This is a genomic window from Salinisphaera shabanensis E1L3A (assembly GCF_000215955.2).
In the GTDB taxonomy this organism is placed as follows: Bacteria; Pseudomonadota; Gammaproteobacteria; order Nevskiales; family Salinisphaeraceae; genus Salinisphaera; species Salinisphaera shabanensis.
Genome location: NZ_AFNV02000001.1, coordinates 283,648 through 300,444, shown reverse-complemented (window position 1 = coordinate 300,444; position 16,797 = coordinate 283,648). Strand labels below are relative to the sequence as shown.

Below are 16,797 nucleotides of genomic sequence, written 5' to 3'. Positions count from 1 at the left end.
CCCAGCCACAGGCGAGCGCCTGGATGAGCACGCCGGGCAGGCCTTCCCACTTCGACGGCAGCACGAACACCCGGGCCGCGGCCATGGCCGAAAACGGGTTGTCGTCCCAGCCGGGCAGAGCGACATCGTCGGTCACCCCGAGCTCTTCGGCCAACGCTGCCAGCCCCGCGCGCAGCGGGCCTTCGCCGATCAGCATCAGTCGGGCCGGCCGGTGACGGCGCAGTTGCGCAAAAGCACGCAGCAGCGTCTCCGGATCCTTTTGTTCGAGCAGACGCCCGACCCCGAGAATCACCGGCGGCTCGCCGGCGCGAAACCAGGGATGGTCCGATCGGCTGCCTGCCGCGCGGCGCAGCGCGTCGTCGACCACGGGATTGGGCGCGGTGGTGATGATCGCGCGCGGCAGGCCGCTGCATTCGGCCAGATCGTCCGCCACCGCTTGGGAGACACCGACAATCGCGTCGGCACGTGGGTAGCTGCGTGCGACCAGCGCCGGCAGATGTCGCCAGCGCGATTTGCCGGAATGACGAGTGACGAAGCTTGACAGCATATTGCGTTCGCTGACCACGACACGGCAGTCGATGCCGGCGAGCGCGCGCGCCCACAGCGCCACCAGATTGCACTGGGTCATGGCCGATAGCAGCCCGGTCGGCCGCGCCGAGCTCAGATAGTCGCGCAGGGCGGCGATATAGCGCACCTTGGACCAGGTCTTGAGCGGCAGCAGCACGGTCGGTGCCAGAGGTCCGAGGCCTGCCGGGTCGGCGCGCAAGGCCAGTGCACGCCCCACCAGCGGCGCTGACCGCGCCAGCGTGATGACCTGGACGCCGGCGTCGGCAAGTGCCGCGGCCTGCGCGTCGTCGCAGTGACAGACCAGCAGGTCGACCTGGTACCCGGCCTGGGTGAGCGCGACCGCCAGATTGCGCAGCGAACGTTGCACGCCACCGCCGGTCAAGGCCGAGGTGAACAGAGCCAGTCGTACCCGGTCGGTCGAAGGGGGCGGTGGCATCAGGTGCCCAGGCGCAAGCGCGTGCGCGCTTCCTCGCGCAGGCCCGGCCAGATAGTGGCACGCAGCGGCGAGCGGATGAAGCGCACCAGCGCCGCCGGGCCCAGGCGGGGTAGGGCAAACCAGCAGGTCTTGCTCCAGAAGGCACCGAGCGCCGCCGAGAACGCCGGCTCCGGATACAAGCCGCGCGCGGCGTTGGCCTCGCGCAGGCGGGTGAACCAGGATTCGGTCCAGTCCAGATAGGCGTGGTCGGGGCGAAAGGCTTCCTTGTGCATCCGGCGCAGCACGTAATGATGCTCCAGGTCCTCATCGTCGAAATCGATGCCGAGTGCGTCGAGCTGGTCGGCGAAAATGGCCAGCCGCCAGCGCTTGTAGTCGGGGTTGCGTTCGTCGCTGGCCTGGCTGTCGTGCTGGCGGCGCTCGACCAGCACCTGCGGGATTGCCGCGAGACGGTAATCGGCGGCGATCCGGGCCCACAGGTCGTAGTCCGAGCCGAGCCGGTAGTCCTCGCGGTGCGGATAGGCCTTGAGAACAGCGGTGCGCGCGGTGGCGGTGGAGTTCTCGAGACAGGAGCGGAACAGGCGTTCGGCGGCGATCTGATCGGGGTCGGCGGCCTTGCGCTTGGTACGCCCACGGGTGGCCCCACTGTCGTCGATCCAGCGGATCCAGCTGCCCACCGCGGCGAAATCCGGGTGCGTGTCCAGAAAGACTACCTGCCGGGCCAGTCGATCGGGCAGGGCGCGGTCGTCGCTGTCCAGAAACGCCAGATACTCGCCGCGCGCGGCCTCGATGCCGCGGTTTCGGGTCGCGGCGATGCCGAGATTGCGGGGGTTTTCGATCAACCGGATCCGCGGGTCGGCGTGGGCGCGAATCGTGTCCTGGCTGCCGTCGGTCGAGCCATCATCGACCAGCAGCAGTTCGAAATCGTCGAACGTCTGCGCGAGCACGCTGTCGATGGCGTCGCCGATGAAGCGAACGCGGTTGTAGACGGGGATCAAGACCGTGACTTTGGGCATGGCATGCACAGACGTCTGGCCAGCGGGACTGGCGCAAAACCGATAGGATAACCGGTCGCGCGACGGGCCGTGCCGCAGCAATGCGGACCATCGCCGGGGCAGGCGAAGCTGTAAAATACACTTTCAACGGGGCGTGAGCGGATAGCGTGCAACTGATCAAAGCCTTTTTCAAGCAGTACCCGGCCCAGTGTCTGGTCGTCTGGAGCTGCCTGATCGTCGCCAGTATTGCCGAAGGCCTGAGCCTGTCGACACTGTTGCCCATGCTCTCGATTGCCACCGGCAACCAGAGCGGTATGGTCGACGAGAAGACCTCGGATTTTCTTACCGCGGCCCTGCATGATCTGGCGATCAGCCCGACCATCGGCACGATGGTTCTGATCGTGCTGGTGGGCCTGGTCATAAAGGCGCTGCTGACCCTGCTGGCCTATCGCCAGGTGGGTTTCACTGTCGCCGCCATCGCGACCGATGTACGGCTGGCATTCCTGCGGGCGCTGTCGGCGTCGCGCTGGGAGTATTTCCTGCGTCAGCGCACCGGCCGGCTGGCCAATTCGATCTCCACCGAGGCATCGAGCAGCGCCAGCGCTTTTCAGAGTGTGGCAGCGCTGGCCGCGTTGCTGTCGCAGTCGGTGGTGTTCATTGGTGTGGCCCTGCTGATCAATTGGCGGATCGCGCTGCTGGCGCTGGCGGTGGGCGCGGTGATTTTCGGCCTGCTCAAGGTCATGGTGTCGATCTCGCGCGACGCCGGTGGGCGCCAGAAAGGTCTCTTCCAGCAACTCATGTCGTTGATGACTGATTCGCTGTCGTCGCTCAAGCCGCTCAAGTCCATGGCCCGCGAAGGCGAAATGGACGACCTGCTGGAGCGTCAGACGCGCGAACTCAACGCCACCATGCGCACGCAGGTGCTGGCCAGCGAAGTTCTCAAGGCAATGCAGGAACTGCTGATCGGGCTGGTGCTGGTCGCCGGCGTGGCGGTTTCGCTGCTGATCTGGAAACTGCAGCTGGCCGAGATCATGGTGCTGACCATCGTGCTGGCGCGCATGCTCACGCGCCTGAGCAAGGTGCAGCAGGAATACCAGAAGCTGGCGTCCAAGGAGGCTTTCTACTGGGCCATGACCGAAGCGGTGGACGAGGCGCGGGCCGCACGCGAGCAGCCGTTCGGCAGTCGCACGCCGACCCTGACGAGCGGAATCCATCTGGCCGCGCTGGATTTCGGCTACGGCGACTCGCGCGTGCTCGAACAGTTCGAGCTCGAGATTCCGGCGGGCGAGGTCACCGCGCTCATCGGCCCGTCGGGCGCGGGCAAGACCACGGCGGTGGACCTGATCATCGGCCTGCTGCGTGCCGGCAAGGGCGACGTGCTCGTCGACGGCGTGCCGCTCACCGATATCGATATCCGCAAATGGCGCGGCATGATCGGCTATGTGCCGCAGGACACGGTGTTGCTGCACGATACGATTCTCAACAATGTCCGTATCGGCAACGCCGATATCACCGAAGCGGATGCGCTCTGGGCGCTGGACAAGGCTGGCGCAAGCGGCTTCGTCGCCGAGCTTGAAGAAGGCGCGAACACCGTCGTCGGCGAGCATGGGGCACGCTTTTCCGGCGGCCAGCGGCAACGCATCGTGATCGCGCGCGCGCTGGCGCATCGGCCCAAACTGCTGATTCTCGACGAAGCCACCAGCGCGCTCGACCCGGCCACCGAGCGCGCGGTCAGTCAGACCCTGCGCGGGCTGGGCCGTGACTACACGGTGTTGGCGATCTCACATCGGCCGACGCTCATGGAACTGGCCGATCATGTGTATCGGATCGAGAACGGCAAGGCCTGGCGCCTGAACCGGGATCAGGCGAGCGCTGAAGCTGGCTGAGCAGCGCCGCACTGATCGGCGTCGAAGGGATACTAGGTGCTATCCGTCGCGCCGGTCAGCGCCAGTCGCTGGAGCGCATCGGCCAGCTGCGGGTCGCTCACGTAGGATGCGATCTGTCTTATGTGGGTGCGATTGTCGGGGCTGATATAGCGGGGTTTGACCGGTGGCGTCGTGTCGCTGGGCGCAATGCGCACGCGGATCTGTACCGACTCGATATGCAACTTCATGCGCTGGGCCAGCGCCTGGGCGATCGCCGGCTGCATATAGCGCAGCCGGGTAGCCCAGCTGGCATGGCCGACGTGCAGCGTGAGCCGGTACTGATCATAGGCCGCGACCCGCACGAGCGGGCCGGCCGCCGCCGGCAGAATCTCCAGCAACGCGGCCCGGATGCGCTCGAGAAAACGCGCCCGGCCGAGCAGATCGGCGATGTCGGGGGTCGCTGTATGCAGCAAGGACTGGATCGAAAGCGGGGTCGTCCCCATAGTAACGGCCACAGCTATAACAAGGGCACGCGAAAAGCGTATCAGGCGCAGCCGACACGCGTCACTTAAAGGCGTGCCGGGGCTGCGGTATCATGCCCCTTTTGAATTGACCGGGCGCGATCCGTGCGGGCCGATTCGAGCGGGCGAGACGACGAGGGTTCATGAGCAATTTTCTGACCAAGCTTCTCGGTAGCCGTAATCAGCGGGTGGTCAAGCGGTTGCACCGCATCGTCGGCGCGGTCAACGCCCTCGAGGCGGAATACGAAGCACTGAGTGATGAGCAGCTGCAAGCCAAGACCGAAGAGTTTCGGGCGCGGCTCGAGCAGGGCGCGAAACTCGACGATTTGACTGCCGAAGCGTTTGCGACGGTCCGGGAGGCCGGTAAGCGTGTACTCGGCATGCGCCATTTCGATGTGCAGCTCGTCGGTGGCCTGGTACTGCATCAGGGCAAGATCGCCGAAATGAAAACCGGCGAGGGCAAGACGCTGGTTGCCACGCTGACGACCTATCTGAACGCGCTGCCGGCTGATGGGGTGCACATCATCACCGTCAACGATTACCTGGCCAGTCGTGACGCGGAGTGGATGGGGCGCCTCTATCGCTTCTTGGGCCTGACTGTTGGCGTAATCTTTTCCGGCCAGGACCCGCAGGCCAAGCGTGCGGCCTATGCCTGCGATATTACCTATGGCACGAACAACGAATTCGGTTTCGACTACCTACGCGACAACATGGCGTTTTCGCCGGCGGATCGCGTTCAGCGACCGCTCAATTACGCCATCATCGACGAAGTCGACTCGATTCTCATCGACGAAGCGCGTACGCCGCTGATCATTTCCGGGCCGACCGACGACGATCCGGAAACCTCGATGCGCGTGGACCGCTTGGTCAAGCATCTGGACGAACAGAAAGAAGAGGACGGGCCGGGCGACTACTCGCCGGAAGAAAAGAACAAGCAGGTTTTCCTGACCGAGGATGGGCACCAGAAGGTCGAAGGGCTCATGCGCGAGTCAGGCCTGCTCGATGAAGGTGAAAGCCTGTACGACGCCAACAACGTCGCGCTCATGCACCATATGAACGCGGCACTGCGCGCACACGTGCTCTACCAGCGCGATGTGGATTACATTATCGCCGATGGCCAGATCGTCATCGTCGACGAATTCACGGGCCGTACCATGCCCGGTCGGCGCTGGTCGGACGGCCTGCATCAGGCCATCGAAGCCAAGGAAGGCGTCAAGATTCAGAAAGAGAATCAGACGCTCGCCTCGATTACCTTCCAGAATTTCTTCCGGCTCTACGACAAGCTCTCCGGCATGACCGGCACCGCGGATACCGAGGCCTACGAGTTCCAGACCATCTACGGGCTGGAAGTGGTGGTCATCCCCACCAACAAGCCTTTGCTGCGCAAGGATCTGCCGGACCAGATCTTCATGACGGGCGCCGAGAAATTCCAGGCCATCGCCGAAGAAGCCAAGCGCGCCAGCGAAGCCGGGCAGCCCGTGCTGATTGGTACTGCTTCGATCGAGGCCTCCGAGCTTTCATCGCGGCTGTTGCGCCAGCTTGGCATTCGTCACGAAGTGCTCAACGCCAAGCAACACGAGCGCGAGGCCGAGATCATCGCCCAGGCCGGGCGGCCGGGTGCCGTGACGATTGCGACCAACATGGCCGGCCGTGGTACCGATATCGTGCTGGGCGGCAATATCCAAGAAGCGCTGGAGGCCATGGAAGACGACGAGGTCGGGCGCCAGCGGCTTCGCGATGAATGGGCCAAGACACACGAAGCGGTTCTCGAAGCGGGTGGTCTTTATGTGATCGGCTCGGAGCGTCACGAATCGCGGCGCGTCGATAACCAGTTGCGCGGCCGTTCGGGCCGTCAGGGCGATCCGGGTGCGTCACGTTTCTATCTGTCGCTCGAAGACAGCCTGATGCGCATCTTCACGCCCCCGCGGTTGCGTTCCATGCTGCAGAACCTCGGGCTGGAAGAAGGCGAGGCGATCGAACACAAATGGGTGACGCGTGCGATCGAGAACGCCCAGCGCAAGGTCGAGTCCCACCATTTCGATATCCGCAAGCAGCTACTCGAATACGACAACGTGGCCAACGACCAGCGTCAGGTGGTCTACGAGCAGCGCAACGAAATTATGGATGCCGACGATGTCGGCGATATCGTCGAAAACATCTGGGACGAAGTCGTCAACGATGTCGTTAGCCAGCACATTCCGCCACAGAGTCTCGAAGAACAGTGGGACGTGGACGGCCTGGTGGAATCGATCCAGCGCGATTTCGGTCAGGAACTGCCGCTTCAGCAATGGCTCGATGAAGACAAGACGCTCGACGAAGAAGGTCTGCGAGAGCGCATCAGTACCGAGTTGAAGCAGGCCTATGAGGCCAAGCGTGAGGACGCCGGCGCTGAAGTTCTCGCCCAGATCGAAAAGGCGGTTCTGCTCCAGGTGCTCGACTCCCTTTGGCGCGAACACCTGGCGTCGATGGATTACCTGCGCAAGGGTATTCATCTGCGCGGCTATGCCCAGAAGGATCCGAAGAACGAGTACAAGCGTGAAGCGTTCGAGATGTTCAACGACATGCTCACGCGGCTCAAACACGAAACAGTCACGGTGCTGGCACGCGGGCGCGTACGCGCGGAAGTGACCGAGGAAGCGCGCGAAGAACGCCGCAAGCAAATGGAAAACCTCGACTTCCAGCATGCCGAAGCAGCCAGCGCTGCCGACCAGGCGGTTGCCGCGGCCGCAGCGGCTCAGCAACAGCCGGACGCCGAAGCACCGGATCCGGCCGAACAAGCGGCGCGCGCCAATCTGCCGGGCTCGGATGCGCCGGTCACGCGTGAGCCGGGCGACGGTGACCAACGGCCGGAAACCTTCGTTCGAAACGAACGTAAGATTGGTCGTAACGAGCCCTGTCCCTGTGGTTCGGGCAAGAAGTTCAAGCACTGTCACGGGCGAGACTGAACCGATATGGCCGTTAATCTCAGCGCGCCGACGCGCTTGGCGCCTATTGCAGGCGCGGAATGGGCCGTTGGCGAAGCGGCGATCAAAAAGCCGGGTCGTAACGATATGGCGGTGCTCAAGCTCGCCGATACCGCGACCGTCGCCGGCGTGTTTACGCAGAATGCGTTTGCGGCAGCGCCGGTACGTGTAGCCCAGCGCCATTCGGCGTCAGGAAGGGTACGTGCGCTACTGATCAATAGCGGCAATGCCAACGCGGGCACCGGTCGACGCGGTGAAGCCGATGCCTTGGCCTGTTGCGAAAGCGTGGCCGCCGCGCTGTCGATCGAGGCCGACGAAGTGCTGCCGTTTTCCACCGGTGTGATAGGCCAGCATCTGCCGGTTGAGCGCATGCAGGCTTGTATCGCAACACTCGGTGCGCGTCTGACCTCCGATAACTGGCTAGATGCCGCACAGGCCATCATGACCACCGATACCGTGCCCAAGGGCGCGACGCGCAGCGTGGATATCGGCGATGACACATGCGTAACGCTGACCGGTATATCCAAGGGTTCCGGCATGATTCGCCCCGATATGGCGACCATGTTGGCATTCATCGCAACCGATGCGGCGATCGACGCCGATGCCCTGGACAAAGCACTGCGAGCCGCAATGCAGGGCTCTTTCAACGCGATTTCTGTAGACGGCGATACCTCCACCAACGACGCCTGTATTGCCTGTGCCACCGGGACGGGGGCGACACTCGCGCCGACCTCGCCGGGCTGGTCGGCGTTCGTCGACGCCTTGACCGATCTCGCCCGCGAGCTGGCCCAGGCCATAGTGCGCGACGGGGAGGGGGCAACGCGTTTCATTACGCTCGACGTGACCGGTGCGCGTGATGTGGACGAAGCACGTGCTGTCGCCTTCACGGTCGCGCATTCGCCCTTGGTAAAGACCGCCTGTTTCGCCGGCGACCCCAATTGGGGTCGTATTCTGGCGGCGGTCGGCCGTGCGCCCGTGCAGGCTTTTTCGATCGATCGTGTGGCCATCGCGCTCGACGATGTTGCGATCGTTTCCGACGGCGAACCGCGTGATGATTATGCCGAGGTCGATGCCGCCGCGGTGATGGGTCAGAGCGAATACACGATCAACATCGATCTGGGTCGTGGCGATACGTCCGCACGAATCTGGACCTCCGATCTGTCCTACGAATACGTGCGTATCAACGCCGAATACCGTAGTTGAGTATTGATGACGTCGGATAAGCAGGCGCCGCTGGATATCGCGGTCGGCATTCTGGTCGATGATGCAGGGCGCGTGCTGATCGCGCGGCGCCGCGCCGGCACGCCGGGCGCGGGGCTGTGGGAATTCCCCGGCGGCAAGCGCGAAGGCGACGAACCGATGCGCGATTGTCTGGCGCGCGAGTTGGCCGAGGAAATCGGTGTGAGCGACTGCCGCCTCGATACGCCGCTGATCCGATTTACCCACACCAAGGGCGAGCGCCCGGTGCGCTTGCACGTCTGGCGTATCGATCATTGGCAAGGCGAACCGCGTGGGCTGGAAGGGCAGGAGCTGGCCTGGGCCGAGCGCGACTCGCTTGCCGATTACACCTTGCTGCCGGCAACCGATGTGATTCTCTGCGCGCTCGATCTGCCGTCACGGTATGCGATAACGCCAGCGCTCAGCGCTGCTGAGCCACATCGATGGTGGGCCCGGCTCGAACGTCTGCTCGAACAACCTCACACGCGCCTGCTTCGGCTGCGAGATCAGGGGCTGGACGACGCGGCCTATCAGGCACTGGCCGCCCAGGTGGTCGAAGCGGCACACCAGCACGATGTCGCTGTCCTCGTCGATCGGTCGCTGTCGTTATGCCGGGCCGTGGGAGCCGATGGGCTGCACTGGCCGGTGGCACGCTTGCTCGAAACGGGGCGGCCGCAGCTGGAGCCGGGGGGCTTATTGGCCGTGTCGGCTCATACCCGTTCCGATCTGGCGGCAGCTGCTGAACGGGGCGCCGATTTTGCCGTGCTCTCGCCAGTGGCGGCGACGCCGACGCATCCCGGTGCGCAAGCGCTAGGATGGGACGGTTGGGTGGCCGCGCGCGCCGATCATGCGCTGCCGGTCTATGCGCTGGGTGGGCTCGGTGAGGCGGATCTGACGACCGCGCATCGTCATAATGCGCAGGGGGTGGCGGCAATTCGGGCTTTCTGGCCCGGCGAGCATTGAGCCGCGGCGATCGCCCGGCTTAAATGCCCGTGGTACGCCTAGTGCGGCGTACCCGAATCGTCGGATTCGTCGGGCATCATGCCGCCGGCTGAGCCGGCCGGGTCGGGAATGCGATTACTTTCGTCGAGCCAGTCGCCGAGATCGATCAGCTTGCAGCGACGCGAGCAGAACGGGCGGTACGGATTATCGGCACCGATCTTTGCCGGTTTGCCGCATTGCGGGCATTCAATCTTCTTGGTCATCAGTTTCAGAAGCGGCAGCAGGCCATACGGAATTCGACATTGGACGGGTACTGGCGCACACGCAGTTTCTTGTCTTGAATTTCGACAAAGCGAATCGTGGCGCGGTGGCGGCCGGCACTAATCTCGGGGAAGACGCGCGCATCGTCGAGCAACACGCGGATAAGCTGGGTGTTGGGATCCATATTATGAACGAGCACGCCTTTCTTGGCGGTATGCAGGGCCGCGGCGGTGCTCTCGCGCAACAGGCGCAAAAGCATGCTGATGGACTGCTCGAACGGCTGGATATGTCCGGCCCAGGCTTTCAGATCGCGGGTCTGATCTGCGTTTTTCTGTGACAGCCAGTGTTGAAAGGCGGGCAGATCGAAGCCGCAATCGCCGCCGGCTATCGGGCTGCGGTTGTTCAGACTGTTGAGCAGCTCGTTGTCACGCAGCTGATAGGAGGCGAACTGCGGCGGCATGGTCTGCATCGCGCGCCCCATGGTGTCGAGTTCGTCGAGAACCTGCTTGAGTGCGCGGTCGTCGACATCGTCGCGGTCGGCAAGTTTTTCGAACGCCGCATAGCGACTGCCCAGTTCCTTGCTGACCTCGGCGCGGGTGTCGTAGCGCGACATCACATTGAGGATATCGATCAGGGCGCCCAGCGTTGCTCGACGGCCCCACGGGCTTTCGTCGGCTTCGTGATGGCGCAGGCGCGCGATCAGATGCTCAAGACGCAGAAAGGTTCTTATACGTTCGTTGAGCGGTTGCTCGTAACAGAACGCGCCGTTGTCTGCCACAGACAACCCTCATTGGATGAATTAGGCGATCAGTCTATGCGTCTGCACTGACCAATCAAAGTGCTCTGCGCCGCGCAGGCTCAGCCTGGCAGGTGCAACGGCGGCAGATCGGCCACTTCACCGTGTGCCAGGCGCAGATAGCCGGCATGCAGTGCAGCGGCGAGATCGGCAATATCCTTGCGCGGACCGGTATTGATGAGCACGTCGTCGGCCAGGGCCAGACGCTGAGCGCGGCTGTCCTGGGCGGCGATCATGCGGCGTGCCAGATCCTCGTTGATATCGTCGCGCGACATCAGGCGATCCATTTGCACCCCTTCGGGTGCATCGACGACCAGCACGCGATCGACCAGGTCGATCATGCTCGACTTGGCCAACAGCGGGACCACGAGCAGACAATAGTCGGACTGGGCGGCATCGCGGCGGCGCGCCAGTTCTTCGCGAATACGCGGGTGGGTAATGCGCTCGAGTTCGGCGCGCTGGACATCGTCGGCGAACACGATTTCGCGCAATGCGCGGCGCCGTAGCCGACCCTGCTCGTCGACGATCTCCGCACCGAAGCGTTCGACGATTTCTTCCAGGGCGGGCTGGCCGGGTTCGACCACGTCGCGGGCGACCACGTCGGCATCGATAACAGTGACACCCAATCGCTCGAAAGCACTGGAAACCAAGGATTTACCGCTGGCGATGCCGCCGGTAAGGCCGACGACGAGACTACTCGGCATTTGCTACTGTCCTTTGCAGCCGGAATACAGCACGCCGGGGCGTCGCCTTGGGCGACGATGCCTTAGACAACCGTGGCTCATAGCCACTAGTTCAAACCGGCGAGCGATGAATACGCGCCGCCGATTGTATCGCCTGCAACGAGTGTCAGCCAGCCGGCAAGCGCCAACCAGGGACCGAAGGGCATGGGCTTGCCGCGTTCGAGCAGACCTGTAGCCATGAGGGCGCCGCCTACGATTGCGCCGGCCAGCGATGACATGAGCAACACCATGGGCAGCGCCTGCCATCCCAACCATGCGCCGATCGCGGCTAATAGTTTGAAGTCGCCGTAGCCCATTCCTTCCTTGCCTGTGACCAGGCGAAAGATCTGGAATACCAGCCATAGCGTCATATAACCACTTGCCGCGCCAATGATTGCAGTCGTTGGATCGACGAGAGAAAAACCGGCGTCTTGGCCGACGCTGATCAGCAGCCCGAGCCAAAGTAGCGGCAAGATCAGCGCATCGGGCAGGAACTGTGTCTGCGCGTCGATCATGGCGGCTGTAATGAGCGTCCAGGTAAAGATGAGTGCGAAGCCGGCGAACGGCGTCATGCCGAAAACCGCCACTACGATCACGGCCATTACAGCACTGGTAATTTCGACGGCCGGATACTGCAGCGAAATAGGATGCGCGCAATTCGCGCACTGACCCCGCAGCAGCATGAAGCTGAGAACCGGGATGTTGTGCCAGGGTTTGATCGGCGCTTGGCAACGGCCACAGGCCGAGCGAGGCTGCGATAACGACACACGGCTACGCGAACTAACGGCGACCGGTTGATTCAGAATTTCTGCGGCGCTGGCACGCCATTCGGCCTGCATCATGCGCGGCAGGCGCAGGATGACAACGTTCAAAAAGCTACCGACGATCAGACCGAGCAGCGCGACTGCGATATAGCAAAAGACCGGCTGTTCGGCGAATAGTGTCTGCATCGACGTTAATTCGAATTCTTGCAATCAGTCGGACGGTGCATCATGCGCTTGCCCGGAGAATAGCGGTCTAGACGACCGAGCCGAGCTTGAAGATCGGCAGATACATGGCGATAACGAGGCCGCCCACCAGAACGCCGATGATCGCCATGATCATGGGTTCGAGCAGCGACGACAACGAATCCACCTGGTTGTCGACCTCGGCTTCATAGAAATCGGCAACACGCGCACACATGGCATCGAGCGAACCCGACTCCTCGCCGATGGCGACCATCTGCAGGGCCATGCTCGGAAACAGACCGGTATTGTTCATTGCAAGCTGCAGCTGTACGCCCGACGAGACTTGATCGCGCATTTGCAGAATCGCCTCTTCGAACACGATATTGCCCGACGCGCGCGCGACCGAATCCATGGCCTCGACCAACGGCACGCCGGCTGCAAACATGGTCGATAGCGTACGCGCAAAGCGCGCGACCGCGGCCTTGTAGAGAATATCGCCAATCACCGGCAGCTTGAGCGCAAGCCGGTCGTTCATTCGCCTGAACGATCTAGATCGTAATCGCGCCTGAAAGAACGCGTAAAACGCCGCAGCGATGATGCCGATGATCAGCCACCACCACGCTTGGACGGTCTCGGACAAACTGATTACGAGCAGCGTAAAGGCGGGAAGATCGGCGCCGAAGCCCTGGAACAGAGACTGGAACTGGGGCACCACGAAGTACAGCAGAATACCCACGACGATGATCGCAACCACGATCACCGCGCTTGGGTAGAACAGCGCCTTGCGTACCTTGGCCTTGATCGCCTCGGTTTTTTCCTTGTAGGTCGCGATCTTGTCGAGCAGCGATTCGAGCGCGCCGGACTTTTCACCGGCATCGACGAGGTTCACGAACAGATCGTCGAAATATTTCGGGTGGCGCGAAAGCGCCTGAGCGAGGGGAATACCGTCCTCGATATCCTTGCGAATCGCATCTACCAGCTCGGCGAGCGACGGGTTGTCTGCACCTTTGGCGATGATCTCGAGTGACTGCACCAAGGGCACGCCGGCTGCGAGCATGGTCGCCATCTGGCGCGCGAAAATAGCGATATCGCCGGCTTTGATCTTTTTCTTGCGCTTGCCGCCCAGCCCGAAAATGGTCGTCTGCTTGCGTACGCGGATCGGGTTGATGCCCTGTTTGCGCAGCGCGACCTTGGCCATGGCTTCGTTCGGGCCATCGGTCTGGCCCTTGATACGCGCGCCGCTTCGGTCGGTGCCGATCCAGAAGAATGTCTGGTTCTCGCTCATCGTGCTTGCCATGATATCCCGTGCTGCTGAACGTCGATCGACGTGGCCGTATGCCGCATAGAGGGTTATCGGCGGCAACCGTTATTAATTCATCCCCAGCTTGGCCAGACGATAGCGCAATGCGCGAAACGTGATACCCAGATGCTTGGCCGCCTTGGTTTTGTTGTAGTGGCACGTTTCCAGTGCGTCCTGGATACGCTCGCGCTCGAGCGCTTCGAGCTGGGTTTCCAGGCCGACCCTGGTATCCAGAGCGGGCACAGCCCTAACCGCGCTCGTTTCGGTAGCGGGATGGGCCTCGACAGGCGCCGGCTGGGCGCGCGCATGGCCCTCCAGAAGCGGCGAGTTCAGGCGCAAGTACTGACGTTCGATGACAGCATCTTCGCTTAAGGTGACTGCGCGCTCCAGAATATTCTCGAGTTCGCGGATATTGCCGGGGAACGTATACTGCTCCAGTGCCTCAAGTGCGTCGGGCGCCAGCGTCGGTGAATGACGCAGGCGCAGTTTGCGCGACAGCGCCTCGAGAATGCGCCCGGCCAGGGCCGCGATATCGGCGCGTCGTTCGCGCAGCGGTGGCACATGCACCTCGATGACGTTCAACCGGTAGTAGAGATCCTCGCGAAAACGGCCACGCGCCACTTCTGCAGCGAGATCGCGGTGAGTGGCACAGATCACACGCACATCCACCGCCGTCTCATCGTTCGCGCCCACCGGACGAATGGCACGTTCCTGAATGGCTCGCAGCAGTTTGACCTGCATCGTCAACGGTAAATCCGCGACCTCGTCGAGGAACAGCGTGCCGCCGTCGGCGCGTGCAAACAGGCCCGAGGTATCGCGCATCGCGCCAGTAAAAGCGCCGCGCACATAACCGAAAAATTCCGACTCCATCAATTCCGACGGAATCGCGCCGCAGTTCACCGGTACGAAAGCGCTGCCCATGCGCGGGCCTTCCGCATGGATCATGCGGGCGACCAGTTCCTTGCCCGTGCCGGATTCGCCGGTGATATAGACCGGCGCCTGGCTGCGCGCGAGTTTGCCGATCGTTTCGCGCAGTTGCTGCATCGATGGCGTATTGCCGATCAATCGCGGCGAGGCGTCTAGGGAGGGGTGCGGCGGCGCGTCGTTATCGAGGCCGGCCAGTTTGAGCGCCTGCGCCACAAGCGCGCGCAGGCCCGCCACGTCGATCGGTTTGGACACGAAGTCGAACGCGCCGGCCTTGAGGCTGGCAACCGCACTATCGGCGCTGCCATAAGCGGTAATGACCGCGACCGGGCAGTGCGGATGGTTGTCGCTGATGAAACTCACGAGATCGAGCCCATCGCCGTCGGGTAGGCGCATGTCCGTAAGGCACAGGTCGAAGCGCTCGCCGTTAAAGGCTTCTTTCGCGTCGGTCAGGTTCGCGACCGCAAGCGTCTTGATCGACATCCGCGCCAGCGTGATTTCCACCAACTCGCGGATATCGGCTTCGTCGTCGACGATCAGGGCATAGGGCGCGGTTTCAGTCGAAGTCATGAACGTTGTTTGGCGTGGGTGAGGCGGCCGCCGGGGCAGACGGCGTGCGCACATGAGCGAATACGATACGAAAGCAGGCCCCGCTGGAATGTGCAACAGGCATGAGCTGAGCGCCGTTGGCTTCGCACAGCTCGGCAGCGATATGCAGGCCCAGACCCGTGCCCTCGCGCGTGGTGGTAAAGAACGGTTCCATGATCTGGTTGAAAATTGCGGTATCGATACCCGGGCCGTTATCGCGGATATCCAGACAGAAGCGGTTGCTACGGTTGCACTGGCCGCTCAGATGAATCGTGAGCACGACGCCGTCGCGGCGTGCATAGGATTGCGCATTGTCCCAGAGGTTGAACAGTACCTGGCGTAGATGATCGGGATCGAATTCGACTTGCAGCTGCGGATCGAATGGGTCGACATCGAAATCCGGCGAGTCATCGTTATAGGTCAGGTAGTCGTCGATCGCATCGTCGAGCCAGTTCGATAGGGCCAGTGTACGCCGAGATGTCTGCGAGCGCCGTGAAAGGCCGAGCACGCTATTGACGATGCCGTCGATACGGCGCGTATGGCGATGGATGATAGCCAGCATTCTGCTGTCGTCCGGGCCCAGCGAAGGGGATTCGGCTAGCAGCTGGCCGGCATGGCTGATCGCACCCAGCGGATTGCGGATTTCATGCGCGATGCTGGCCGACAAGCGGCCGATCGAAATCAGCTTGAGCTGCTGTGCCTGCTCGCTTTGGCGCAGCGCATCTTCGAGGAATATGAGCGCGCCGGCTTGATCACTGGCGCCCAGCGTCGAAAACACCGGTAACAGTGCGTGCGACCCCGCACGGATGATCTCGCTGGCGGCCGGGTTGTGTGCCGACCACTGAGACAATGCGCTATCAAGTGCCGGCGACAACTTGGTCAGCGCGCGTCCGGTATGTGAACGGTCTTCGAGTTCCAGCAGCCGAATGGCCGCGTCGTTTATCAGTTGCACATGGCGCCGGTTATCCACCACCACGGCACCGACTTCCATCTGCTGAATAATATGCCGGTTGAGGGCGGCAAGGTCGCGCACCTCGCTGGCACGCTCCGCGGCCAGAGCCTCGCTTTCGCGTACACGCAGCGCCAGCCAGTGTGCGACCCCCGCGGTGATGAAAAACACCGCACCGAGAATACCCGCCTGTACGAACTCGGCTTGCCCGGCCGGCAGTTGGACAGACCGCCACGTCTCCTGGCCGAGAATGCCCAGGGCCGCACACGCCGCCAATAGCGCAGCCAGACGGGCCGGCAACAACATTCCGGCTGCCGCCACCGACGTAATCAAAAGCATGCCGAGCCCGCCCGATACGCCCGTGCTGGCAAGGGTGAGCGCCGTGAATACGACGATATCCACTGAACAGGCGACAACGACCTGAACGCGCAGGGCGGGTTTGCGCAATAGGGCGGCGATCAGGCCGAGCGCGCACTGCGCCAGATACAACAGCGATGTGATCCGAAAGGTATCCGGCAGTTCGACATCGAACATGCTTTCGGCCACGCCGAACAACAAAACACCGACAAGCCCGAAGCTGATCAGGCTGCGATACATGTTCAGCGATGTAATCGCCCGCCAGTCCTCGGCATGGCGGATCAGACCGACACCGGCGCGCGAGCCCATCAGCGTGCGGACTTATCTCTGGACTGACGCGTGCTGCAGTTGGCGTCATTACATAGGGGCGCGCCGCTGTCATCCCGATGTGCCAGGGCCAGGGGCAGATGTACGCCGCAACGGCTGCAGCGCACGGTCTTCTCGAATCG

Annotated in this window: 14 protein-coding genes; 4 read left to right on the top strand and 10 right to left on the bottom strand. The window is 62.8% G+C overall.

Annotated elements, in window-relative coordinates; translation table 11 throughout:
- Positions 1–1,003, bottom strand: a 1,003-nt coding sequence (locus SSPSH_RS01380; RefSeq protein ID WP_021031274.1) for a glycosyltransferase, incomplete at its 3' end; no start/stop codon positions are given.
- Positions 1,003–2,016 carry a glycosyltransferase family 2 protein gene (locus SSPSH_RS01375; RefSeq protein WP_006913148.1) on the bottom strand — a complete coding sequence of 338 codons (1,014 nt, stop codon included), beginning with the start codon at positions 2,014–2,016 and terminating at the stop codon, positions 1,003–1,005. The genes SSPSH_RS01375 and SSPSH_RS01380, both read right to left, overlap by 1 nt.
- A 146-nt stretch (positions 2,017–2,162) precedes the next feature.
- Between SSPSH_RS01375 and SSPSH_RS01370 the strand changes: the two genes are divergently transcribed.
- A complete protein-coding gene (locus tag SSPSH_RS01370; protein ID WP_006913149.1) occupies positions 2,163–3,881 on the top strand; it encodes an ABC transporter ATP-binding protein in 1,719 nt (572 codons plus the stop codon).
- Between the two features lie 32 nt (positions 3,882–3,913).
- Here SSPSH_RS01370 and SSPSH_RS17630 read toward each other — a convergent pair whose 3' ends face one another.
- On the bottom strand, positions 3,914–4,363 hold the full coding sequence (locus SSPSH_RS17630; RefSeq protein ID WP_006913150.1) for a DUF721 domain-containing protein: 450 nt from the start codon (positions 4,361–4,363) through the stop codon (positions 3,914–3,916).
- 161 nt (positions 4,364–4,524) lie between these two features.
- On the opposite strand from SSPSH_RS17630, the gene secA reads away from it, so the two are divergent.
- From secA to SSPSH_RS01350, 3 genes are read left to right on the top strand one after another with little or no spacing between them, the layout of a single operon-like run.
- Positions 4,525–7,326 (top strand): preprotein translocase subunit SecA, encoded by a 2,802-nt coding sequence (gene secA / locus SSPSH_RS01360; RefSeq protein WP_006913151.1) that lies wholly within the window; start codon positions 4,525–4,527, stop codon positions 7,324–7,326.
- Positions 7,327–7,332: 6 nt separating this feature from the next.
- The gene (argJ, locus tag SSPSH_RS01355; protein ID WP_006913152.1) at positions 7,333–8,547 is read left to right on the top strand and encodes a bifunctional glutamate N-acetyltransferase/amino-acid acetyltransferase ArgJ; all 1,215 of its coding nucleotides are present in this window, start codon (positions 7,333–7,335) and stop codon (positions 8,545–8,547) included.
- Between the two features lie 6 nt (positions 8,548–8,553).
- Entirely contained in the window at positions 8,554–9,525 is a 972-nt protein-coding gene (locus SSPSH_RS01350; protein ID WP_006913153.1) for a Nudix family hydrolase, read from the top strand.
- Positions 9,526–9,563: 38 nt separating this feature from the next.
- On the opposite strand, the gene SSPSH_RS01345 is transcribed toward SSPSH_RS01350, so the two are convergent.
- The 7 genes from SSPSH_RS01345 to SSPSH_RS01315 all read right to left on the bottom strand — a co-directional run bounded on the left by SSPSH_RS01345 (position 9,564) and on the right by SSPSH_RS01315 (position 16,657).
- Positions 9,564–9,767: a DNA gyrase inhibitor YacG gene (locus tag SSPSH_RS01345; protein ID WP_006913154.1), complete on the bottom strand. Its 204-nt coding sequence runs from the start codon at positions 9,765–9,767 to the stop codon at positions 9,564–9,566.
- Positions 9,768–9,772: 5 nt separating this feature from the next.
- The gene (gene zapD, locus SSPSH_RS01340; protein WP_006913155.1) at positions 9,773–10,543 is read right to left on the bottom strand and encodes a cell division protein ZapD; all 771 of its coding nucleotides are present in this window, start codon (positions 10,541–10,543) and stop codon (positions 9,773–9,775) included.
- A gap of 80 nt (positions 10,544–10,623) precedes the next feature.
- Entirely contained in the window at positions 10,624–11,265 is a 642-nt protein-coding gene (gene coaE, locus SSPSH_RS01335; protein ID WP_006913156.1) for a dephospho-CoA kinase, read from the bottom strand.
- 86 nt (positions 11,266–11,351) lie between these two features.
- Complete coding sequence (locus SSPSH_RS01330) at positions 11,352–12,233, bottom strand: prepilin peptidase (RefSeq protein ID WP_006913157.1); 882 nt, start codon at positions 12,231–12,233, stop codon at positions 11,352–11,354.
- A gap of 67 nt (positions 12,234–12,300) precedes the next feature.
- Positions 12,301–13,515: a type II secretion system F family protein gene (locus tag SSPSH_RS01325; protein ID WP_040607263.1), complete on the bottom strand. Its 1,215-nt coding sequence runs from the start codon at positions 13,513–13,515 to the stop codon at positions 12,301–12,303.
- A gap of 84 nt (positions 13,516–13,599) precedes the next feature.
- Complete coding sequence (locus SSPSH_RS01320) at positions 13,600–15,024, bottom strand: sigma-54-dependent transcriptional regulator (protein WP_006913159.1); 1,425 nt, start codon at positions 15,022–15,024, stop codon at positions 13,600–13,602.
- The gene (locus SSPSH_RS01315) at positions 15,011–16,657 is read right to left on the bottom strand and encodes a sensor histidine kinase (RefSeq protein ID WP_006913160.1); all 1,647 of its coding nucleotides are present in this window, start codon (positions 16,655–16,657) and stop codon (positions 15,011–15,013) included. The genes SSPSH_RS01320 and SSPSH_RS01315 overlap by 14 nt, the downstream gene beginning before the upstream one ends.
- Between the last annotated feature and the right edge of the window lie 140 nt (positions 16,658–16,797).